Genomic DNA, 23,455 nt, shown 5'->3' with positions numbered 1-23,455 from the left:
TTTTTAAATAAAATTTTATGGCAATAACTTCAGCGGAGCTTCTTGCAGTGCTGCAAACTGCTCTTTAAGCGCTAAAATTTGTTGCTCCCAGTATTTGTCTTCAGCAAACCATGAAAAGTTCCGTACGAACGCAGGATCACTCCATCGTTTAGCTACCCAACCCATATAGTGAATAATACGCATTGCACGAAGCGGTTCAATTAATTTGAGTTGAGTGTGGTCAAAATCACAAAACTCTTCATACGCATTTACAAGGGTGTCTAACTGTAACAGCTGTGTTTGACGATCGCCACTGAGCATCATCCATAAATCTTGAATGGCCGGCCCCTGACGAGCGTCATCTAAATCAACAAACATAAGTGCTTCGCCTGCCCACAAAATGTTACCTGCGTGGCAATCACCATGTAAGCGGATCCCTTGCACATTTTTATACTGTGCTTGCGCTTGTTCAATAACCAAGTCCAATATGGTGTAAAAAGCCGTGCTGATCCCCATAGGTACCAAATTACTTTTTTGCAGATGAACTTTAGCTGTATGCAAATATTCTTCGCAGCTAAAGGTAGGTCTGTGCTCAAATGCTTTGCTTTTAGCCACCTGATGCATACGGCCAATTAAACGACCCATTACATCAAGCTGATCCAGGTTATCAACTTCAAATTGTCGCCCGCCTACACTTGGAAATAACACAAATACATAACCTTGGTGCTCAAATAAGCTTTCTCCGCTGTGCTTAATAGGTGCAACAACGGGTACTTCGGCCTCGGCTAATTCAAATGCAAAGTCGTGCTCTTCTTGTATTTGCGCTTTGCTCCAGCGCTCTGGTCGGTAAAACTTAACAACGTAGCGCAGGCCATCTTCCGCCTTAAATTGGTAGACTCTGTTTTCGTAGCTGTTAAGTGCTAATAAACCTGACTCTGCATATATACCAACGCTTTCTATCGCATCGAGAATTAAGTCGGGCGTTAAATCTTCAAAACTAAATTTACTCATGGGCTTCTTAATGTAAAAAGCGGGTTACCCCGCTTTTGTTAGTGTGTTTATCGCGCTTTAAAAAAGTTACTCGGTTGCGATATGCTTTCATCGGGGTCATTAACCGGTGAAAGTACAAAGTTAAACTCCGTCATTGGCGCTTTTAAATCATACGGGTCCATCACAAGTGACAGTGGCACATTATGCGATTGCCCTGCTTGCACTGTAAATGTTTGCTTGCCAATGTACTTAAAGTTTTCAAGGCCTTGAACATCAATATTAAAGGTTTGCTCGTACTGCGCCTTGTTGATTACTTTTAATGTATAGGTGTTTTCTACCAAGCCATTAAAGTCAACTCGATACAGTTGGTTACGGTCTCGTATTATGTCAAAGTCCATAGGCTTTCTAAATGCAATGTTAGCCACCAGCGCACTGGTAAGCACCACCAGTATGACCGTGTAACCTATGATTTTAGCTCGCAGTGGGTTGGTTTTATTTTCAGGTGTTTCGAGATTACGCTCAGTAGTATAAGAAATAAGACCCCGCGGGTAATCCATTTTATCCATTACACCATCGCAGGCATCAATACATGCGCCACAGTTTATACACTCGGCTTGCAAACCATTACGAATATCTATCCCTGTAGGGCACACCTGTACACACAAGTTACAGTCTATGCAATCGCCCATATCTAAATCTTCGTGGGCAATTTTACGCGAACGTGGGCCCCGGCTTTCGCCGCGTTTTTCATCGTACGTTACGGTGTAAGTGTCTTTATCAAACATAGCTGATTGAAAACGTGAATAGGGGCAAATGTGTAAACACATAATTTCACGCATCCACCCTGCATTAGCGTAAGTACACGCTGCAAAGAAAATAATACTTACCAGCGCGTAACCACCTACATTAAAGGTAACAAAGTCAGGGAGTAATTCACGGATAGGCGTAAAGTATCCGACAAACGAAATAGCCGTATATAAGGCAAATAAAACCCAACTGGTGTGCTTTGCTGTTTTTCGCCAAAACTTATCAAAGTCCATCGGGCGTTGATCTAGCTTTTTACGCTGATTCGCTGTGCCTTCAAACTTTTCTTCAAACCAAATAAATATAAAGGTCCATACAGTTTGCGGGCAGGTATAGCCACACCATACTCGGCCATAAAAGGTAGTAACCAAAAAGAGTGCAAACGCGGCCAACATAAATATAAAGGCTAATATAGTGAAATCTTGCGGCCACAGCGTTAGCCCAAAAATATTGTACTTTTGGCCAACTAAATCAAATAACACAGCTTGCTGGCCATTAAAATTTATCCAAGGCAAAAGCATAAAGGCAAGCATGCCTAAAAAGCCTATACGCTGTCTAAGTAACTGATGAAGCCCTTTTACTGCGCGAACATAAATTCGGTTACGTGGGTTAAACCTGTCGTCTTGACGGCTTAAATCCGGTTGTTGGATTTTAACCTCTGCAGGTATATTCTTTACTTTAATTTGCTTGTCCATCGAAGTTCCTCAACGCCGCTTGGAAATAAAAACGTAGCAATATGTGCGTATTCTATACTGTAACTGTAGTTCGTTAATGGTAAGTGTGATTAGTTTAAATAATCAGCTGTTTGAATACTTTCAGATATTTCAGAAATATCTAACTGCTGTTGGCTATTATAACAATACTGGCTAAAATTACAGGTATAGATTGCTAATAATTTATTCATCTCAGTTACTTGCTTTTAAAGTGCAGTTTATTACACTGCTTGCTAAATTTACCCCATTAAGATCAAGGTTTACGCATTCATGAAAAAGTTTATTATATTGGTCATTCTGATCCTTGCGTTTTTTACTATTGATCACCCATTAGTTAAAGAGCCCCGCGAAAAGCTATTAGGTGAAGGTGTGGGTTTTTTAAGTGATGCGAGCAAAATAAACCGTAGCCCAGCAGCCAATATGGCTAAAAACCGCATTAGCAGTGCGTTAAAGCTCTCTGAGTCTGAACACGAATATATTGAAAAAACCTTTACCACTGATGATTCAGTGCAGTTATTTCATTTACGTTATTGCCGCGAGCGCGACCTAAATTTATATTTTTACGAAGAGCGTTTAAATACAGTGTGTAAAATTGTATCGGATGCATTAGAACAAAAGAGAGCTAAGTAGTGGATTTTTCGCAGTTAAACAAAAAAGCGAGTGACTCTTTTCATAAACAGCGCACAATACTTAAAAAGCTATCGCAAGGAAAAACCTTGCATTGTGAGCAGTGCGGCGAGGTGTTAACACTCGATTTAGCCACCAGCGAGCCGGGTAAAGGCGTTGTTAAGTGTAAAAAAGGCTGCACTGATATTATTTTAGAACTTGGCGCTTAATTATTCTAAGCGCCGTTTAATATACCTAAAGGCTACTCTTCCCACCCTTCATCTGTAATCAGCCCACTGTTTATGGCTACCACCTCAATAAGCTCGGCAAAACCTAATGCAAAGTCGCCCATTGATTCGTACTGATACTGATATAAGGCTTCGAGTGTCATACTATTTTGCTGCGCAATTTGCACTCTTGTTTGCTCATCCACAGCAAAAAAGCTAAGCGTACTTAGCGCACTCTCTAGTGCTTCTTTGTACTGAGGCTCTAAAGCGGGAGCTGTTAATAGAGGTTGTGCGTACTCATGAGTAGCACGTAAAAAACCTTCACTCCACGCTTGGGTATAGTCTAGGTCAAAATTGGCGGGTAACTTGTAACCGGTTTCAAATACTTGCTCACTAATTTGATGGTACAACGCCATAAATAAAAACAGTATTTCTTCGTCTAAATCGTTAGCCGTATTAGGCACTATATGCGCTAACCACTGGTGAACTTCTAATGGGCTTGGCGAACAAATAACCCCAAATAGATAGCCTTGGCTTTGTGTTAATGACATAGCCTGAGGTTGAGTACTTAAAAATGCACTTAATTGCTGTGCGTGTTGTTCGTTAAACTGTGGTAATTGCATTAAATCTCTTTTATTACATTAAAAATTTAGTGGGTAGCGGCCCTGTGTATCGGGGCGGCCTAAAAACTTAACCGCGTCGTGTACATCTTTTGGTAAGCTGGCATCAGGTTTAACATAGCCTGCAACTTTAAAGTCAAAGTTAGCTTTAAGTGTTGCGTCGGCTTCAAGGCCTAACGTGTTATCTGGGTCGACCAAAATAGCTATATCGCCCGACTTACAGCTTAACATGCCACTCAGTGGCCCTATATTAAACCAGCCATTAAAGCCTTTAACATCTATATTTGGGCTAGCAATCTCGCCTTTTAATGACTCACAATAAGGTACACCTGAGGTGTACTCGTTAAGCTCTAAAATGACTCGGCCTTTAGCCGTAGCTGGTATAGGTAGTGCAATACGTTGCATGGCACGCTCTACGGTCGAGCGAATTAAACCATCGGTAACTTTAACCACATTGTTAAATAATCCGTAATTCACATCAGCATAGCCCGAAATATCGCTACGCTCACGCGGATTACCAAATTTTAAGTTAGCATTTAAATTACCCGTAAATAACTGCCAGCCAGCAATATCCCAGCGTACATTATTTAGCTGCTCGTCTTGATAGCGCACTTGCATCATTTGACCTTGCCATACACTTCCTACGGTTTGCCCTATTTCAAGCTGTTTTGGTAAGTACGGCTTAGCTAGGTCTAACGCAATGGCCGCTGGTAATTTCATTATGCAAAACACAATAAAACTAATAAAAAATACCACTGATAATATTATTATTTTTTTCATTAATTACTTCTCTAGTACTAAGCGGCTTACACGTACAAACCCTGATTTATCATCTTTGCTTAAATCAAGGTTCTCTACTGTTAAGCCATGCTGATTAACCAGTTCGTCTAACCATTCTATTAATTGATTAAACTCTACCGAATCAAGCGTTAAACGTAACGAGTTATCGTTAGGCTGCATTTTACTAATAGTAATACGGTAACGACTACGCGTTGAATTAACCACTTGGCTAATATTTTGATTGCTAATTGCCTGCGTGTTACCCGCCGCTTTTAACTTTACTATGCTTTCATCAACCCATACGAGCAGCTCTTGCTGAGTGACGTACGACTTTTTAGCTTTATCTATGGCGTTATTTAGAGGTCTAAAAATCCCCATTACTAAAACAAAAACAACAAATATACCACCAGCAACCATAATCAATTGCTGCTCTTGCTCTTTTAAAGAGCGCCAGTATTGCATTATTTGCTTTTTCATACTGCACCTCGCAGTTTAATTTCGCCTACGACAAAATCGCCATCGTTATTTAACGACCCTTGTTCAACCGTTAACCCTTGTTGCTCAAGTATACTTTTTACTTTACCAAACGTTTGAAAGTCTTTTGCGCGTGCGCGTATTCGCAGCTCATTACGGCGTTTATCGTAACGTAGGGTTTCTGGCGTAAATTCGCTTACTTGCGAAAAAACGCCAACCAATTGGCTGGTCAAATCTAAAAATCCAGCTTCACTTTCGCCATTAATGGTTTTAAGCGCGCCCCTGATTTGGCTTTTAATTAAGTTAGGACGTACTTTAGTTCCGGGGAATGCTTTTTGGTATCTATCCACTACCTGGGCTTTAGCAAGCTCAACACGCGAGTTAAGTTGATTTAGTTCAACAAGCTTTATAGCAATGGTAGCAAATAAAGCAACACCGGTAATAATGGCTGCGCCTTTCCAATAACCCCACCACAGTGCACTTTTCTTTTTAAGCTGGTGCATACCTTGGCGTAAATTAAATTTAACGCTGGTAAGTTGTTTAGCAAATAAAGCCAATGGTAAATCGTAGTCGCTTGCTTGCGAAATTAGGTTAATACATTCAGGAAACTGATTAGCTGGGCTATAGTGCTTTACGCTCGGCTCGCCAAGTGCACTTAAGTAATCCCTTAGCCAGCTATTCTCAACGGCACTAATATGCCAATCGCCTCTTTTAAATAACCACTGATTATTAAGCTCTATGGCGGTTAATGTATCATCATCGGCTGTAGGCAGTAGCAGGGCATCAGGTAAAATGGTGTATACCGCCAAGTTATGCTCTGAAAATAAAGCAAGCCAAGCCTCAAACCACTCGCGGTCAGTTAAGGCAACTTTAATTGCATGCTGCTCATTAATCATAGTGGGCTCGCCAATTGCGACAAATAGCTCGTCTATATCGCACGCAATGTCTTCTTCAAGCATGTATGGCAACGCTTGCTCTAACTTACGATTCCACTTAGTCGGCAACGCCACTGTTTTAAGCTGCACCTGATCGCTAGGCAGTAATACCACTACCTCGCGGGTTTGCGCTTTTTCACTTAGCTCACTTAAACGGCTTGCATCGGTTAATTCCCCACTGGCAATTATTTCTTGTTCTTGTGGTGAATAAATTAACCAATTTAATTTATCTTGCTCTGTTTGACCCGTGCGGATCAGCAGTATTTCTGTCACTGTACGCCTCCAAATTTTCGCGCCAGTATCGTTACTTCGCCATTTTTGGCATGAAGTAATGTGGTCATCGAAAAACGCAAATCGACAAATGTCGCCTGCGTTTGTAATTTAAAATATTCGCTGTTAATACTAAATAGTTCTTTAACCGAATCTAAATTTGTACCGCCTTGCTGCTGTACCTCGGAAAAAAATTCATCCACGCTATCAAATCCGGTTTCAGGGCGAGCTGCTATAACGGCCTCTGCGCCCGATAACGATAATTCGTCAATCATGGCACTTAAAATAAGTGCCTGTTCGGGAAGTAACGTATTGACGTTAATCGATAATAAGGGAGACCCGGGAATAACACACACAAAAGGTAATACCTTTTCCATTACTAGCGGATTAAAACCTTTTACCAAACGCAACTCAGAAGGTGATGCAAATAAACTATTTGCGCTCATATAAGGGTAATCACGCGATAAATACTCGTCTTCTTCAGCGCCTGAACGATAGGTAATGCTGTTTTCATCAAGCCAGTCAAATACACTGTCTGCCATTGCTTCTTCGCTTTCCTCGGCAGGTAAATCTTCAATGTTTTCTAATAATGCAAATAGTGCTTTATGAGCAGGGTTGGTTTTGCTGGTAGAGTTTGGGTCTGGTGCTTCCCCTAATGCATTTAAATTTAAACACGCCTGTAAGTCAGTAATTTTACCGCTTAGAGTACCGTTATCTACAGGGTATTGGGTGTCGCCTTGCGTGGCCCAAACCTGATCTAACGAGGTTTTGTCAGGATCATCGTCTTTACTTAACTTTAGTGCCTTTATTGCCAGCTCTTCACCGCCGTAGGCATACCACTTTGCTTGTTGGTGACCTTGCAGGTTAGTGCTTTTTTGAACCTGCACCATTAAATTAGCACTCATTTCTACGGCTAATATCGCGGCTAGTGCAACAATAAACAGCACAATAACTAATGCGGCACCGCGTGATTCGCGCTTATTCATTAATTACTCTCCCCGCTGTTTTTGCCCTGCCCGGGTACTAAAAAAACACGACGAATAGGCTCTGCCTCAATTTGTTGTAAAGTAACCGCAACCGCTTTAGGTAAGGCTTTTATTTGCCATTGCTCTTGCCATTCGTTGTTGGCATCTAAAAATTCAAATTTAAGCTCTTCGATACCTTTTAAAACAACTTGTACCCGCGGCTCCATATTATCAAGCTGATCTACATACACTCTGTATACACGCTCTAAATTGTCATCAAGCACTCTATACCCTACGGCTTGTAATTCAGAACGAGGCAGCAAATTAATTGGGTTTACCCAGCCATCACGTACAAACGCAATACCATCGTATTGGCTTTCTAATATATAACGCCCTGCTAGTAAGTATTGCTCTTGCGCATCACCGGCTTCGTTACGTACAGTGCGCTGAGTCATTTGGCTAAAGTCTTGATCCATTAACCTAAATGCGGTTTGTAGGCCGTTAAGCTCCGCTATTTTTTCATCAGACGCTTCTTTTGCTTTGGTGGTTGAGTCTAAAATTTGGTGAGTAGCCATAATCACCACCGCTAAAATAGCCATAGCAACTAATACTTCGATTAATGTAAATCCGCGCTGCTTCACTTATTAGCTGCCTTTATTTAAATAAGTTGAAAGCTCGTACACCGATTGCTCGTATTTTTCGTCGCTAAAAACATTTATGGTCACTTTTACAAAGCTTTTGTCTGCAGTTTTTGCTATTTCTTGCTTCCAAAACCACTCAACGCCCGCCATTACTTCGCTGCCGCGCGCGCCATTTTTAGCCTGCCAGTCTTTACCTTTACTACGCTGCACCACAAGCACATTTTCTGCCACCCACGATGCATATGTTTGCTCTTCAAGTGCTGTTAAATGATTTATATGCTCGCCGGTTGCTTGCATAGCTGCAATCCCAGCCATAGCACAAATACTTAACGCCACAAGCACTTCGAGTAAGGTAAAGCCTTTATTTAGCCTCATTATTATGGCTCTTTTCGCAAATTAACAGGGGCTGTAAATTCCCCTTCAATGTAATACACAGGCTCGCTTTGCTCTTTTAATTCAACAATAAGCTGAAAGGCGCTGACCTCGCCAGATGATAAAATAAGGACTTGCGGTATTTTTAGTTTTTCAAGCTCTAATAAGCTATCGTCATCGCCGCCGCTCATTAGCTCACGCCAATTAGCTTGCTCAAGTAAGTTCTCTTGTGACCAAGCTAAATCTTCTAAATTGAGCGTGAGCTTTAACCGTTCATCCAGCTCAATGGGCTTGTAAAGGTCTTCTCGGTCAAAGGTAATCCATTTTTCGCCATCAAATACTAAAAACTCAAGGGTGTTTTCTTCAACCATCAAGCCAAGTTCTATTTGATTTAAAATAGCAAATTCAGAGGCCATGTTAATGGTGGTATGCAGCCTAAGCGCTTGTGTATCAAGCTCATCTTCGGCACCGCCTTCTAAGCTGTATACCACCATTTTGGTCGCAAATGCGATAATAGTAAGTACCACTAAAATTTCTATTAAGCTAAACCCAAGGTGGTGGGCGCGCATACGATTAAGGCTTACTTGCATAGTAAGCCTCGTGCAATCGTATTTAACCATACTGCTGGGTTAAGTCGCATTTATTGCTCGTCTTCGTTCCAGTTGCCAATATCATCATCGGTACCGGCTTCGCCATCAGGTCCCATTGAAAAAATATCAAACTTGCCAATTTCACCTGGGCTAATTAGCTGGTACGGGTTGCCCCATGGATCTTCTGGTAATTCATTTACAAAACCACCATCAGGGAAACGCTTTGGAATTGGCTCAATGCTGGTTTTATTGACCAATGCTTCTAAGCCTTGCTCTGTGCTTGGGTAGCTTTTATTTTTAAGCTTGTATAAGCTCATTGCATCTTCAAGCTGTTGAATATCTAGATGTGCTTTATCGATAGCAGCTTCTTCTTGTTGGCCCATAATATTAGGCGCCACAATTGACATAATCATCCCGATAATAACCAATACCACCATTACTTCGAGTAAAGAAAAACCTGATTGTTTATTCACGTAAATACCTCATTTTCCAAAAACATAATTTAATTTGGCGTCATCTAAGTAAATACTAACTTAGCTAACCCCTTAAAGCTTAAAGTCCTACCGCTTTATTCATTGCCATTATTGGCTGTAAAATAGCCATTACTATAAACAAAACAATCACCGCCATTGAGGCAATCATTGCTGGCTCTAATAATTTTAATGATACGTTTACCATGCTTTCAAACTCACGGTCTTGGTTATTAGCCGCGCGCTCTAACATTTGTTCTAACTCACCTGATTTTTCACCGCTGGCGATCATGTGCAGCATCATCGGTGGAAACAATTTGGTTTGCTGTAAAGCCGCTCTTAGGCTTGCACCTTCACTGACTCTATCGGCAGCATCTGCCACTGATTTTTTCATTTTTTTATTCGCTAATACACCACCCGATATGCGCATGCCTTCAAGTAGTGGTACTGAGCTTGACGATAAAATACTGAGCGTACGTGCAAAACGCGCGGTATTAATACCCCGCGCTACTTTACCAAAACCAGGCATGTGCAGTACGCGGTCGTCCCACCAAAAGCGTATTTTAGGTTGTTTAAGTGCATGTTTAATGCCTACTGCCAGCGCAGTAATGACTAACAAACTTATAAACCAATAATTTTGTACAAAGTGGCTGCCTGCCATAACCCATTCGGTTGTCCAAGGCAGTACTTGCTTAGTTTTTTCGAAGGTTTTTAAAATTTTAGGCACTACGGTACCGAGTAAAACCGAAACAATACCAATAGCAAAAATAACCAAAATGGTAGGATAAACCATGGCTTGAGTAATTTGGCTGCGCATGTGTTGGCGCTGTTCGGTGTAATCGGCAAGGCGATTTAATACTTGGTCAAGGTGCCCTGATTTTTCACCTGCGGCTACCATTGCTCGGTATAAATCGTCAAATACATGTGGAAATTCACTCATGCCATCGGCCAGTGTATAACCCTCTACTACCTTTGAACGTACCGACATAAGCATACGTTTTAAGCGCGGCTTTTCGCATTGCTCTGCCACCGCCATGACAGCCCCTTCAACTGGCAATGCCGATTGAATGAGCGTAGCAAGCTGGCGTGTAATAAGGGCTAAATCGGAGGTTGATACGCTGGGTTTAAAAAAACGACTTAATAACGGCGTTTTTGCGCCACTAACTTGCTTTTCCCCTTCTGCTGCAGGGACAACTTCAAGCGGCGTAAGTTTTTTTTCGCGCAGCGCTTGGCGAATTTGCTTAGCTGTATCGGCTTCTAAAATGCCTTTTTGCTCTTTCCCTCGGCCATCAAGGGCACGGTATTCAAACGCCGCCATGGTTAGGCTTCCTCACGGGTAACGCGTAGAATTTCTTCAAGGGTTGTTTTGCCTGCCAGTACGCGGCTACAGCCATCTTGGCGTATGCTTGGGCTTTTTTGGCGAATGTATTTTTCAACACTTTGCTCGCCTTTACCGCTGTGGATCATTTCGCGTATTTCTTCATCAACCACGAGTAATTCATGAATACCAGTACGGCCGCGGTAACCATTAAAGTTACACTCTTCACAGCCTACTGCGCGGTAAATTGTAGGTGCGCTATCAAAAGGTACTCCTAGCAGCTCACACTCACGTTCATCAGCAGTGTGACCTTCTTTACAGCTATTACATAAAGTACGTACTAAGCGCTGCGACAGCACGCCTAACAATGACGATGACAGCAAGAATGGCTCTACACCCATGTCTTCCATACGGGTAATTGCGCCCGAGGCGGTATTGGTGTGTAGCGTAGACATAACTAAGTGACCTGTAAGCGATGCTTGCACGCCAATTTGCGCGGTTTCAAGGTCACGTATTTCACCGACCATTACTACATCGGGATCTTGACGTAATATTGCACGAAGCCCACGGGCAAAGGTCATATCTACTTTGGTGTTTACTTGTGTTTGGCCAATCCCCGGAATTTCGTACTCTATTGGGTCTTCTACCGTTAAAATATTACGATCGCGAGAATTTATTTGGCTCATACCGGCGTACAAGGTGGTACTTTTACCAGAACCCGTTGGGCCAGTAACCAAAATAATACCGTGTGGTTTACTAATTAAATCAGCAAACAACTCTCGGTTTTGCGGCGTCATACCTAAATCTTCAAGGTTTAAGCGGGCATTGTTTTTATCAAGTAAACGCAGTACTACACGCTCACCAAAGCTAGATGGCATGGTAGATACACGTACATCTACTGCACGCCCTGCAATACGCAGGCTAATACGACCATCTTGCGGAATACGTTTTTCTGCTATATCTAGTTTCGCCATTACCTTAATACGCGATACTAATAACGAAGCAAGCTTACGATTAGGTTTAAGCACTTCTTTTAATACGCCATCAACCCTAAAGCGAATCACGAGCTCTTGCTCAAAGGTTTCGATATGTATATCGGATGCACCTTCTTTAATTGCTTCGCTTAACATGGCGTTGATTAGTTTGATGATAGGCGCATCATCATCGCCGGCTAATAAATCTTCGGTTTGTGGGAGCTCATCGGCAAGGGAGAATAAATCGACCTCATTACCAATATCTTCCATCATTTGTTGTGTTTCAGAGCTGTCGCGCTGATACGCAGCCTCTAATAGTAACTCAAATTTATCGTCAGCTAATTGCTCGAGGGTAAAGCCTTTACCTGCAATGCGACGTACTTCTAGCAATACTTCAACATCTAGCTCGCCGCGGTAATACACAATTTGCTGTTCATTATTTTTACTAAGCAGTACACCCGCTCTGCGCGCATACGAAAAAGGTAAACGTTTTGGAGGCAACTCAACTAAATCGTTACTTGTAAGTAACTCCTCAGAGCGTGTTTCATCACTACGATGAACCACGTCTTCGTTTATTTGTTCTATTGCGCTAGTCATCTTCACGCTCTGCACGTTCTTTAGAGCTCAATGCTTTTAAGTGCTCTTCATAAGTTGGTGGCAGAATAAGCTCATCATCCCAAGATGGAAGTAAAGGAACATCTGAATTTGGCATAAGCTCTATGCCATCTTCTTTCTCTTTCATTTGCTCGCCACGGATAAAGTTATACTTATTAAAGCTTAACTTATTCATATTAACGCCATCGCGAATAATTGTTGGGCGAATAAATACAATAAGATTACGCTTACGTTTGGTCGTATTGGTTGACTTAAATAAGTGACCTAAAATTGGAATATCACCTAAAATTGGTACCTTAGATACACTCTCTTGTACGTCTTCATCAATTAAGCCGCCTAATACAACCATACCGCCATCATCAGCCATAACGGTTGTGGTAATGGCGCGCTTATTAACAGAAATATCAACAGCGGTTGCACCACTTACACTCGATACTTCTTGTTCAATTAATAATTGTACTGCTGAGCCATCGTTAATTTGTGGGGTTACTTTTAGCTTTACACCCACTTCTTGGCGTTCAATGGTTTGAAATGGATTATCGTTATTACTGCCTGTTTGCGAACCAGTAATAATGGGCACTTCTTGACCCACTATCATCGACGCTTCTTCGTTATCCATGGTGGTAATAGAAGGTGTAGCCAGTATGTTTGAGTTAGTGTCAGTTGAAACGGCCTGAATAATTGCACCCCAGTCGTTTTTAACTAAACCAAACGCTAAGCCATTAACACCACTTAGTAGCGAGGCAAGTGCCGAATAATCACCCTCAGTTGTTTCATCGTAGCTGGTTACGTTACCTGATTCTGTGCCTATTATTGTTTGTGTGGTTGTGGTGTCTTGCGCTTGAATACCTGCAACCGCTAATGAGCCTACAGGCACAGTTGAGCCATTATTAAACTGCAACATACCGCCATCTTCCGAAATCCATTGCGTACCTAAGTTAACGCCATCCGATTCCATTACTTCAACAATAATCGCTTCTACAAGTACTTGCGCACGGCGAATATCGAGCCTATCAATCACGGTTTCTAATGAGCGCATGGTATCGGGCTGTGCCGTAATAACTAATGAGTTTGAGTCAGGGTGGGCTTCTATACTGGCATCGTTTTTATTGTTTGTGCGAGTTTTACTTGTGCCTTGGCCATCTTCTGCAAGCGTTTTACTTACGCCTTGCAGTACTTTTACTAAATCCTCTGCTTTGGCGTAGTTTAAGTAAAATACTTTGGTATTACCTTGGCTTTCAAGTTCGCCATCTAGGCGCTTAATTAGTTCTATAGCACGGGTACGGGCTTGCCCTTCACCGCTTACTATTACGCTATTAGTACGGCCATCGGCAACCACCTTAGGGATCAAAAATTCAGGAACGCTGCCTTTACCGCTGTCTTTGTAAATATTTTCAACAACCGATACTACATCATCTGCTGTTGCATATTTAAGCTTAACAATATCTACACGCTTATCACCGGCTTGATCCACCGAGCGAATAATTTCTACTAAGCGATTAACGGACGCTGCATGACCAGTAAGCATCATGACATTGGCAGCATTAAAGTTTGCTACATGGCCACCGTCTTTTTGGTCGCTAAATTGACGTACTAATGGGCCAAGCTCTTGAACACTTACATTTTTAACGCGTACCACACGGGTGATCATCATATCGCCCGATGCAGCGCTGTTTTCTGTAATTAGCGGCACATTTGATTTTTTAGCGTCAGAGCTTTTTTCAATCTTGATAATACCGTTGTCCATTTCTACTGCTGAGTAGCCATACACTTCGAGTACATTTAAGAAAAATTGGTAGTACAGCGCTTCATCCATTAACTCATAACTGCGTACGTTTACTTTACCGCGCACATTTGGGTCAATGATCACTGTTTTATTAAGGTTTTTACCAACAATGTTTATAAACTCGTTGATATCTGTGCCTTTAAAGTTTGCAGCATATTCAACAGCTGAAACCGACAACGAAATACTGGCTGCTAAAAAAAGCGCTGCGTACTTAGCTAACCCTTTTTTAATTTTTTTGAGGTGTAGCACCTGAACCATTATGTTAAAACTCCAAAGCTAAGTTATTGCAGGCTAAATTGCACATCGATTTGCTCACCATCACGTTCTATCGTAATTGTGGCATCGCTGGTATTACGCAGCTCATTAATAGCTGCCATTGCCTGTTGTAAATCTGTTAATTGGTAGCCGTTAATAGCCACGGCTAAATCATTATTCTGTAGGCCCATTTGTTTAAACAGAGCAGGCTCTTTACCTGGGCTCAAGCGATAGCCGATTAACTCGCCATCGCTCATTGCTTGTGAAACACGAATATAATCAAATAACTTACCAGGTTCACTTAATAGCTCTTCTCGTGTTTCTATTATTGCTTCTTTTACATCTGGGTCAGCGGTTGCGTTAATTTGCAACTCGCTTTGTTCTATTTTTTGCGGCCCCATGTCTTGTGCTTCGCGAGCGGCAAGCACAGGCATAGACACTTTTTTACTAAAGTCGAGACCATCTAGCATTAGCGTTTCAAATCGGCCGTTTACACTTAAAATAACGCGATCGGGAAGTATTTGCGCAACCTCTGCACGGGTGCCTTGTACAACCTCTTCAACTAAGTAACTTATTTGTCGCCCCTGTGACTCAATAATAGCAATACCTGCCTTATCGTCGTTACTTACAGCAACAATACCGGTTAGATTAATACTTAAGCGTGTTTCTGGCGCATTATTAATTACTTCGTTTTGCTGCGCAGTATTAGTTTTATTTGTTACAGTTTTTTTACCAAATAAAAATTGCTCTATAATATTTTGTACTGAGGTAGTACTAGAAGCCTTCGATCCGGCTGAATAGTGAGATGGAGTAAGCGGTGTAGAGACCGGTTGTGGCCATACCAGCCAAACTAATTTTGAGAGTAAATAAGCAAGATAAACAACGACTAACAGCGTAACTACTGCGCTTAATTTAGCATGGGGTAGCCGTGTTAAAAATTGTTTAAGCTGTTGAATTTGCTGTTCCATAATAATGTTCTTATTTTAATTTACTGCATAAGCGCGTACCCATAGTACCCTTTCATTTTTCATTCAACAAGCACACTAATATTAAACTTTGTAAACAGATTAATATAACAATGTAATGTTGACTAAAAAACCAGCACGCGCCGTAATACCTTCATCCTACGATGATTTCATGATAAATTTTACGATATATAAATAGTCGATTGAAGAAGCCTAATGAGTAAAAAAAATAATACTAATGCCGACTCAGACCACAACAGTGAGCCAAAAGTTCGATTAGATAAATGGTTATGGGCTGCGCGCTTTTATAAAACCCGTGCGCTTGCACGCGAAATGGTGCAAGGCGGCAAAGTACATTATAATGGGCAACGTACTAAAGCGAGTAAAATTGTGGAGGTTGGCGCAACCATAAAACTTGCCCAAGGCGTTGATGAAAAGCTTATCAAGGTACTTAAAGTGCTTGAAAAACGCCAAAGCGCCCCCATTGCACAGACCTTGTATCAAGAAACTGATGCAAGTATTGCAAAACGCGAAGAAAACGCCATCGCACGCAAAAATAACAGCTTCTTTGCTCCACATCCGGATAAAAAGCCCGATAAAAAGCAACGACGCGAACTTTTAAAAATGAAATCAAGTTAGGTATAGCCGCTCATGCAACAAGATTTACTTCACCGTTATTTATTCGACAAACTCGATGTTCGTGGCGAACTCGTTCAAATTGAGCACGCCTACAACGAGATGATAGCTAATCACAATTACCCTGAGCCAGTTAAAGCATTATTAGGTGAATTACTCGCTGCAACGTGTTTATTAACTGCTACTTTAAAGTTTGAGGGTGAAATAGCCGTTCAGCTACAAGGCGATGGCCCTGTTAAATACGCTGTTATTAACGGCGATGATAAACAAAATATGCGTGGTATTGCGCGCATGCAAAGCGAGGTTAGCGGCTCAACGGTAAAAGAGCTTGTAGGTAAAGGTTATATGGTTATTACCATTACTCCAACCAAAGGCGAACGTTATCAAGGCATAGTGCCTCTTGAGCACGATACATTAAGTAAATGTATTGAAAGCTACTTTGAGCAATCAGAACAGCTAAAAACACGCCTTTGGTTTGCAACCGACACAACAGAAGGGAAAGCCAAAGCCTGTGGGTTGTTTTTACAAGTACTGCCTGTTGATAAGCAAAAATCAATTAATGACTTTACTCACTTAGAAGCCTTAAGCGATACAATTAAACGCGAAGAGCTATTAGAGCTTGATGCCAATACCGTATTAACGCGCTTATATCACGAAGATAACCCGCGCGTATTTGACCCGCAAGCTATTACATTTAAATGTGGCTGTAGTAGAGAGAAAACCATTACTGCTTTAGTTAATGTAGGCCAACAAGCATTACTTGATGATGTTGCTGAAAATGGCGCTGTTAACATTAGCTGCCATTATTGCCTAAAAGAATATGTTTTTGACGAGCAAGATGTTAAAAACATTTTTAATTAACCTCCCACCTCATAATCAAATATAAAGCCGCAAAATATGCGGTTTTATATTATAAAATGATGATACCGGTGTCATGAATTTTGTTAATTTACTGACACCGGTATCATTGAAATTATTCATGTTTTTTAGCAAATATATGTGTTTTTAGGGCCTTTACAGGCTCGAATATCTCAAATCCTTCTGTTACTATAATTTCAGCTTAAGGGAACTAAGAACCCAGAGCTATCCCGTTCAAACTCTCACACATAGTTAGGTATAAACATGACTACAAGCGCAACACGTTTTGTCGATTTAACCGCAGCTGAACTTGTCGAGCATGCGATTCGTCGTGGCGAAGGGACACTAGCCGCAAATGGAGCCTTTGTTGCAATTACAGGCAAGCGCACTGGTCGCTCTCCTAAAGATCGCTTCATTGTAAAAGAAGCAACAACGCAAGATGATATCCAATGGGGCAATGTAAACCGCCCATTCGATGCTGACAAATTTGACGCTTTATGGGCTCGCGTAGAAGCACATGTGCAAAGTAATGACCACTTCACCTCTCACCTAGAAGTTGGCGCAGACCCTGAGCACTATCTACCTGTAGTTGTTACTACAGAAACAGCGTGGCACCATATTTTTGCTAAAAACATGTTTATTGAGCCTAAAAACTATAATGCATCTGATTTACCCCAATGGCAGGTAATGAATGTACCTTCGTTTGTTTGTGACCCACAGCGTGATGGCACCAACAGCGACGGCACTGTTATTATTAACTTTGCTCAACGCAAAGTGTTACTTGCTGGTATGCGTTATGCCGGTGAAATGAAAAAATCGATGTTCTCCGTTCAAAACTTTCTTCTTCCAGCAAAAGGTGTATTACCAATGCACTGCTCTGCTAACGTAGGAGAAGCGGGTGATACAGCACTATTCTTTGGTTTATCGGGTACTGGTAAAACAACTTTATCGGCCGACCCAACACGCTTTTTAATTGGTGACGACGAACACGGTTGGGCACCAGGAAGCGTATTTAATATCGAAGGTGGCTGTTACGCAAAATGTATCGACCTCTCACAAAAAAATGAGCCAGTAATTTGGAATGCTATTCGCTTTGGTACAATTTTAGAAAACGTTGTACTTGATGAAACACGCACACCTGACTTTAACGATACAAGCTTAACGCAAAATAGCCGTGCTGCTTACCCGCTAGAGCACGTAGAAAAGCGCAAAGTTGAAAACCGTGCTGGCGAGCCAAAAGCTGTTGTATTTTTAACCTGCGATGTGAGCGGTGTTTTACCGCCGGTTTCTGTACTTAGCGAAGAAGCCGCTGCTTTTCACTTTTTAAGTGGTTACACGGCTAAAGTGGGCTCTACAGAGATTGGCTCAACTAGCGATATAGAATCTACATTCTCAACGTGTTTTGGCGCCCCTTTCTTCCCTCGCCCTGCAGGTGTTTACGCTGAGCTGCTTATGAAGCGTGTACGCGAATTTGGGGCAAAGGTTTACCTTGTTAATACAGGGTGGACAGGCGGCCCATACGGTACCGGTGAGCGTTTTGATATTCCAACTACCCGCGCTGTAATAGATGCAATCGTATCTGGTAAATTAGCCAATGTAGAGACCCAGCATATCGATGTATTAAATCTAGACGTACCAGTGGAAGTACCTGGTGTGGATAGCAAGCTACTTAACCCAATTAATACATGGGAAGATAAAGCAAAATATAATGAATATGCAGCAAAACTTGCCGCCGACTTCACTGAAAACTTCGCTAAATACGATGTATCAGATGATATTAAAAATGCAGGCCCAAAAGCATAATTAATTACCAAGCCTGATGTAAACGCCAGCCTATAAAGCTGGCGTTTTTGTTAGCTAAGCTAATTATTTTATTGCTGCGACATTTTGTCGCAGTTCTTTTCTATTAAACAAAGATACAATGCGCCTTCCCTATACTGCATATTTTTAATGGTCACTCTTTTATGCGTTTTAATGGTTCATGGCGAAAAATAGCAAGACGTGTACATTTATACCTAGGATTATCTATTGGAGGTGTACTCGCACTCATTGCTCTAACAGGTTCTATACTCGTTTATTACCCCGAACTAGATGAAAATATAAGTAATTTAAGTACAGAAACAGCGAGGCCTATAAATTGGGATACCGCATATCAAACACTAAAAACTCACTACCCAGATAAACAAGGCTCGTGGCGTTTAGAAAGCACTAAAAATAAACATTATATTCCCGCAAGATATTACAACCCAAACGAAACAGTGGATCACGATTTCGCACCACTTATGGTTTGGCTAAGCCCTGATGGCAGGCTTATATTACGTGAGGATGTATGGGGTAACTACTTTGTTACCTGGATTTATAACGTACACTTCTCGTTACTTGCAGGTAGCGCTGGTACAATCGTTATAGGTTATATAGGAATAGGTAGCCTTATACTCCTCATATCAGGCCTATGCGCTTGGTGGCCAAAAAAAGGGCTATGGGCTAAGTCATTAAAGTTTAAAGCGCGCAGCTCTTTTCTGGGCTTGTTATATGACTGGCACAAGTTTCTTGGTTTAATTTTTGCTCTGCCTTTAATCCTATTAACAGCAACCGGTATAATGTTAGCAATACCAAAGCAAACCGATCCTTTGATAACAGCCCTGCTTGGAAATATAGATAAACCTAACAGCGCAATAATAAAACCCCAGCGCAGTATTTCCTTATCAGCAGCACTTAGTACAGCACAAGAGGCCATGCCAAATACACGGCTAGCATGGGTAGAAACCCCGTCAAATCACAATGCGGTATATCGGTTTAGGTTCAAAACCAAAAGCGATCCCTCTTATCGCTTTCCTCACAGTTATGTGCAAGTAAATGCAAGCACAGGAGAGCTCATAAGTATTTTTAATATAGATAAGATGAGCGTTGCCAGTAAATTTAAAAACTGGTTGCATCCGCTTCACAATGGCAGCATTGGCGATCAGCCATTACGAATTTTATGGGTTTTATCAGGTGTAGCCACCGCTTTATTATTTGCCCTGGGGCTTTTTAGGTGGCTCATTAAAACGAAACGATTTAAATACACTATAAGCTAATTACAAAGCTTATTTAAAATATCAAACGAGCCCTTCACAACCTAAACCTGCTTGTATAGCTAGCTACGACCTAAATTACGAGCTGCTTATGCAGCGTAAATCAAAGCAAAAGCTATATAGATAGTCAAACTGCCTTATACAAACTTAAGGTGCTACGCTTGATAATAAGCTAAGCCCTATGAACTGTTTAAAATTAATTCATTACTTTAAGTTATATTGCGTGCTTTAATCGCGAGTTTCGTGATCCTCAATCCACGCTACAAAGGAGTGGCGGAACTATATAAAGGCAGGTATTTCACTTTTCTAGAGACGTAGAAAAAATGCTTCATTTCTTAAGCAGCGATCTGCTATTAGGAGTCGGTGTGCTACGCTGTCAAATGTCGTGCGGACTAAGGTACGCATATATAAAAACACTATATTTACCATACAAAGATGTGTGGTGAGCCTTATCCGCGGGTTTCGTGATACTCAACCCACGCTACGGAGGTGGTGATATTACGTAAAGACATGTATTTAACTTGTCTGCAGACGTAAAAAAGCCCGGCTCTTTCGAGTCGGGCTTTCTTGTATTTGGAGCCTGGCAATGTCCTACTTTCACATAGCAAATGCTACACTATCATCGGCGCTGTTTCGTTTCACTACTGAGTTCGGCATGGGGTCAGGTGGGTCCAAAACGCTATGGTTACCAAGCAAATTAGGTGCAAAGGAGTAATGATAAGCACGTAGTGCTACTATTTCCTTTGCTCAAGGTGCCTCAATGTTAACGCTACGCGCTAAGAGTCACCTCATAAATTTGGAAAATATCTGATAATATTTTTTAAGTCTCAAGTATTTATCTACTCTAGCTATTAACTTCTGTCGCTTGTTTCTGTCACAAAACGCGTTTGGCGTTGTATGGTTAAGCCTCACGGGTAATTAGTACAAGTTAGCTTAATGGCTCACACCACTTCCACATCTTGCCTATCAACGTTGTAGTCTTCAACGGCCCTTCAGAGACTTTAAAAGTCTAGTGAGAAATCATCTCGAGGCCTGCTTCGCGCTTAGATGCTTTCAGCGCTTATCAGTTCCGAACGTAGCTACCGGGCAATGCCATTGGCATGACAACCCGAACACCAGCGGTTCGTTCACTCCGGTCCTCTCGTACTAGGAGCAACCCCTCTCAATTCTCAAACGCCCACGGCAGATAGGGACCGAACTGTCTCACGACGTTCTAAACCCAGCTCGCGTACCACTTTAAATGGCGAACAGCCATACCCTTGGGACCGACTTCAGCCCCAGGATGTGATGAGCCGACATCGAGGTGCCAAACACCGCCGTCGATATGAACTCTTGGGCGGTATCAGCCTGTTATCCCCGGAGTACCTTTTATCCGTTGAGCGATGGCCCTTCCATTCAGAACCACCGGATCACTATGACCTACTTTCGTACCTGCTCGACGTGTCTGTCTCGCAGTTAAGCTGGCTTCTACCATTACACTAACCGTACGATGTCCGACCGTACTTAGCCAACCTTCGTGCTCCTCCGTTACTCTTTGGGAGGAGACCGCCCCAGTCAAACTACCCACCAGGCACTGTCCGTAACCCCGATTCAGGGGCCAACGTTAGAACATCAAAACTACAAGGGTGGTATTTCAAGGACGACTCCACAACAACTAGCGTCGCTGCTTCAAAGTCTCCCACCTATCCTACACATGTAGGTTCAATGTTCAGTGCCAAGCTGTAGTAAAGGTTCACGGGGTCTTTCCGTCTAGCCGCGGGTACACAGCATCTTCACTGCGATTTCAATTTCACTGAGTCTCGGGTGGAGACAGCGTGGCCATGGTTACACCATTCGTGCAGGTCGGAACTTACCCGACAAGGAATTTCGCTACCTTAGGACCGTTATAGTTACGGCCGCCGTTTACCGGGGCTTCGATCAAGAGCTTCGTCCGAAAACTAACCCCATCAATTAACCTTCCGGCACCGGGCAGGTGTCACACCGTATACGTCATCTTGCGATTTTGCACAGTGCTGTGTTTTTAATAAACAGTCCCAGCCACCTGGTCACTGCGGCTCCCGTCCGCTTAGAGAGCAAGTCTCATCACAGATAGGAGCGTACCTTCTCCCGAAGTTACGGTACGATTTTGCCTAGTTCCTTCACCCGAGTTCTCTCAAGCGCCTTAGTATTCTCTACCTGACCACCTGTGTCGGTTTGGGGTACGATTCGGTATAATCTGAAGCTTAGAGGCTTTTCCTGGAAGTATGGCATCAGCAACTTCACACCCTTGGGTGCTCGTCTCGTGTCTCAGCCTAACAGCAACCCGGATTTACCTAAGTCGCTAGCCTACTCACTTTCACATGGACAACCATCGCCATGCTTGCTTAGCCTTCTCCGTCCCCCCATCGCAATTATACCAAGTACGGAAATATTAATCCGTTTCCCATCGACTACGCCTTTCGGCCTCGCCTTAGGGGTCGACTTACCCTACCCTGATTAACATGGGATAGGAACCCTTGGTCTTCCGGCGTGCGGGTTTTTCACCCGCATTATCGTTACTCATGTCAGCATTCGCACTTCTGATACGTCCAGCATACCTCCCGGTACACCTTCAACCGCTTACAGAACGCTCCCCTACCACTCATCTTAAGATGAATCCGCAGCTTCGGTGCATAGTTTAGCCCCGTTACATCTTCCGCGCAGACCGACTCGACCAGTGAGCTATTACGCTTTCTTTAAAGGATGGCTGCTTCTAAGCCAACCTCCTGGCTGTCTGGGCCTTTCCACATCGTTTCCCACTTAACTATGACTTTGGGACCTTAGCTGGCGGTCTGGGTTGTTTCCCTCTTCACGACGGACGTTAGCACCCGCCGTGTGTCTCCCGGATATTACTTTACGGTATTCGGAGTTTGCAAAGGGTTGGTAAGTCGGGATGACCCCCTAGCCTTAACAGTGCTCTACCCCCGTAAGTATTCGTCCGAGGCTCTACCTAAATAGATTTCGGGGAGAACCAGCTATCTCCCGGTTTGATTAGCCTTTCACTCCTAGCCACAGGTCATCCCCTAACTTTTCAACGTTAGTGGGTTCGGTCCTCCAGTTGATGTTACTCAACCTTCAACCTGCCCATGGCTAGATCACCGGGTTTCGGGTCTATACCTTGCAACTATTCGCCCAGTTAAGACTCGGTTTCCCTACGGCTACCCTAATCGGTTAACCTCGCTACAAAATATAAGTCGCTGACCCATTATACAAAAGGTACGCAGTCACCTAACAAGTAGGCTCCTACTGCTTGTACGTACACGGTTTCAGGTTCTATTTCACTCCCCTCACAGGGGTTCTTTTCGCCTTTCCCTCACGGTACTGGTTCACTATCGGTCAGTTGGGAGTATTTAGCCTTAGATGATGGTCCACCTATATTCAGTCAAAGTTTCACGTGCTCCGACCTACTCGATTTCACTTAAAATGTCTTTTCATGTACGGGACTATCACCCTGTATCGTGGCACTTTCCAGAGCCTTCCATTAACACATAATAAGCTTAAGGGCTGTTCCGATTTCGCT

The 23,455-nt window shown here is 42.5% G+C and carries 21 protein-coding genes and 2 rRNA genes (1 of these 23 only partly in view); 6 read left to right on the top strand and 17 right to left on the bottom strand.

Annotated features, from left to right (window positions below; all coding sequences use genetic code 11):
• Positions 1–15: 15 nt before the first annotated feature.
• On the bottom strand, positions 16–990 hold the full coding sequence (locus tag SJY38_RS00120; protein WP_286741417.1) for a serine/threonine protein kinase: 975 nt from the start codon (positions 988–990) through the stop codon (positions 16–18).
• A gap of 47 nt (positions 991–1,037) precedes the next feature.
• Positions 1,038–2,468: a cytochrome c oxidase accessory protein CcoG gene (gene ccoG / locus SJY38_RS00115; protein ID WP_029773308.1), complete on the bottom strand. Its 1,431-nt coding sequence runs from the start codon at positions 2,466–2,468 to the stop codon at positions 1,038–1,040.
• 288 nt (positions 2,469–2,756) lie between these two features.
• Here ccoG and SJY38_RS00110 point away from each other — a divergent pair, with 288 nt between their 5' ends.
• Both SJY38_RS00110 and SJY38_RS00105 read left to right on the top strand, forming a co-directional pair.
• On the top strand, positions 2,757–3,116 hold the full coding sequence (locus tag SJY38_RS00110; protein WP_004588437.1) for a hypothetical protein: 360 nt from the start codon (positions 2,757–2,759) through the stop codon (positions 3,114–3,116).
• On the top strand, positions 3,116–3,322 hold the full coding sequence (locus tag SJY38_RS00105) for a hypothetical protein (protein ID WP_004588438.1): 207 nt from the start codon (positions 3,116–3,118) through the stop codon (positions 3,320–3,322). Before SJY38_RS00110 ends, SJY38_RS00105 begins: the two co-directional genes overlap by 1 nt.
• 32 nt (positions 3,323–3,354) lie before the next feature.
• Here the strand turns inward: SJY38_RS00105 and SJY38_RS00100 are convergent, their stop codons facing one another.
• From SJY38_RS00100 to gspC, 13 genes are all read right to left on the bottom strand, one after another.
• Positions 3,355–3,942: a UPF0149 family protein gene (locus tag SJY38_RS00100; protein WP_286741415.1), complete on the bottom strand. Its 588-nt coding sequence runs from the start codon at positions 3,940–3,942 to the stop codon at positions 3,355–3,357.
• Between the two features lie 18 nt (positions 3,943–3,960).
• The gene (locus tag SJY38_RS00095) at positions 3,961–4,719 is read right to left on the bottom strand and encodes a type II secretion system protein N (RefSeq protein ID WP_286741413.1); all 759 of its coding nucleotides are present in this window, start codon (positions 4,717–4,719) and stop codon (positions 3,961–3,963) included.
• A gap of 3 nt (positions 4,720–4,722) precedes the next feature.
• Positions 4,723–5,196: a type II secretion system protein GspM gene (gene gspM, locus SJY38_RS00090; protein WP_138578558.1), complete on the bottom strand. Its 474-nt coding sequence runs from the start codon at positions 5,194–5,196 to the stop codon at positions 4,723–4,725.
• Entirely contained in the window at positions 5,193–6,401 is a 1,209-nt protein-coding gene (gene gspL / locus SJY38_RS00085) for a type II secretion system protein GspL (RefSeq protein WP_286741411.1), read from the bottom strand. The genes gspM and gspL overlap by 4 nt, the downstream gene beginning before the upstream one ends.
• Positions 6,398–7,384, bottom strand: a complete 987-nt coding sequence (gspK, locus tag SJY38_RS00080) for a type II secretion system minor pseudopilin GspK (protein ID WP_024032552.1) — start codon at positions 7,382–7,384, stop codon at positions 6,398–6,400. Before gspK ends, gspL begins: the two co-directional genes overlap by 4 nt.
• Positions 7,384–8,004 (bottom strand): type II secretion system minor pseudopilin GspJ, encoded by a 621-nt coding sequence (gene gspJ, locus SJY38_RS00075; protein ID WP_004588444.1) that lies wholly within the window; start codon positions 8,002–8,004, stop codon positions 7,384–7,386. The genes gspK and gspJ overlap by 1 nt, the downstream gene beginning before the upstream one ends.
• A gap of 3 nt (positions 8,005–8,007) precedes the next feature.
• A complete protein-coding gene (gene gspI, locus SJY38_RS00070) occupies positions 8,008–8,379 on the bottom strand; it encodes a type II secretion system minor pseudopilin GspI (RefSeq protein WP_286741409.1) in 372 nt (123 codons plus the stop codon).
• Between the two features lie 2 nt (positions 8,380–8,381).
• Positions 8,382–8,966, bottom strand: coding sequence for a Tfp pilus assembly protein FimT/FimU (locus SJY38_RS00065; protein ID WP_054983937.1), 585 nt, complete (start codon positions 8,964–8,966; stop codon positions 8,382–8,384).
• Between the two features lie 50 nt (positions 8,967–9,016).
• On the bottom strand, positions 9,017–9,439 hold the full coding sequence (gene gspG / locus SJY38_RS00060; RefSeq protein ID WP_004588447.1) for a type II secretion system major pseudopilin GspG: 423 nt from the start codon (positions 9,437–9,439) through the stop codon (positions 9,017–9,019).
• A gap of 79 nt (positions 9,440–9,518) precedes the next feature.
• On the bottom strand, positions 9,519–10,754 hold the full coding sequence (gene gspF / locus SJY38_RS00055) for a type II secretion system inner membrane protein GspF (protein ID WP_004588448.1): 1,236 nt from the start codon (positions 10,752–10,754) through the stop codon (positions 9,519–9,521).
• Positions 10,755–10,756: 2 nt separating this feature from the next.
• Positions 10,757–12,325, bottom strand: coding sequence for a type II secretion system ATPase GspE (gene gspE / locus SJY38_RS00050; RefSeq protein ID WP_064387296.1), 1,569 nt, complete (start codon positions 12,323–12,325; stop codon positions 10,757–10,759).
• On the bottom strand, positions 12,318–14,387 hold the full coding sequence (gene gspD / locus SJY38_RS00045) for a type II secretion system secretin GspD (RefSeq protein ID WP_024032557.1): 2,070 nt from the start codon (positions 14,385–14,387) through the stop codon (positions 12,318–12,320). Before gspD ends, gspE begins: the two co-directional genes overlap by 8 nt.
• Before the next feature lie 23 nt (positions 14,388–14,410).
• Positions 14,411–15,352, bottom strand: a complete 942-nt coding sequence (gspC, locus tag SJY38_RS00040; RefSeq protein ID WP_377109038.1) for a type II secretion system protein GspC — start codon at positions 15,350–15,352, stop codon at positions 14,411–14,413.
• 213 nt (positions 15,353–15,565) lie between these two features.
• Between gspC and hslR the strand changes: the two genes are divergently transcribed.
• The 4 genes from hslR to SJY38_RS00020 all read left to right on the top strand — a co-directional run bounded on the left by hslR (position 15,566) and on the right by SJY38_RS00020 (position 19,920).
• A complete protein-coding gene (gene hslR, locus SJY38_RS00035) occupies positions 15,566–15,988 on the top strand; it encodes a ribosome-associated heat shock protein Hsp15 (protein WP_024032559.1) in 423 nt (140 codons plus the stop codon).
• A 12-nt stretch (positions 15,989–16,000) separates the two neighbouring features.
• Positions 16,001–16,846, top strand: a complete 846-nt coding sequence (gene hslO, locus SJY38_RS00030; RefSeq protein WP_377109035.1) for an Hsp33 family molecular chaperone HslO — start codon at positions 16,001–16,003, stop codon at positions 16,844–16,846.
• Between the two features lie 261 nt (positions 16,847–17,107).
• Positions 17,108–18,646 carry a phosphoenolpyruvate carboxykinase gene (locus SJY38_RS00025; protein ID WP_004588454.1) on the top strand — a complete coding sequence of 513 codons (1,539 nt, stop codon included), beginning with the start codon at positions 17,108–17,110 and terminating at the stop codon, positions 18,644–18,646.
• A gap of 161 nt (positions 18,647–18,807) precedes the next feature.
• Positions 18,808–19,920, top strand: coding sequence for a PepSY-associated TM helix domain-containing protein (locus SJY38_RS00020; protein WP_377109033.1), 1,113 nt, complete (start codon positions 18,808–18,810; stop codon positions 19,918–19,920).
• Between the two features lie 575 nt (positions 19,921–20,495).
• On the opposite strand, the gene rrf is transcribed toward SJY38_RS00020, so the two are convergent.
• Together rrf and SJY38_RS00010 are read right to left on the bottom strand one after the other, a co-directional pair.
• Positions 20,496–20,610, bottom strand: a 5S ribosomal RNA gene (gene rrf, locus SJY38_RS00015).
• Between the two features lie 204 nt (positions 20,611–20,814).
• Positions 20,815–23,455: ribosomal RNA gene (locus SJY38_RS00010) — 23S ribosomal RNA — on the bottom strand; it runs 246 nt beyond the window's last position.

Source organism: Pseudoalteromonas sp. R86517 (assembly GCF_042466295.1).
Taxonomy (GTDB): domain Bacteria; phylum Pseudomonadota; class Gammaproteobacteria; order Enterobacterales; family Alteromonadaceae; genus Pseudoalteromonas; species Pseudoalteromonas atlantica.
The sequence above is the reverse complement of the archived record's forward strand: the minus strand, read 5'-3'. Positions and strand labels throughout refer to the sequence as shown.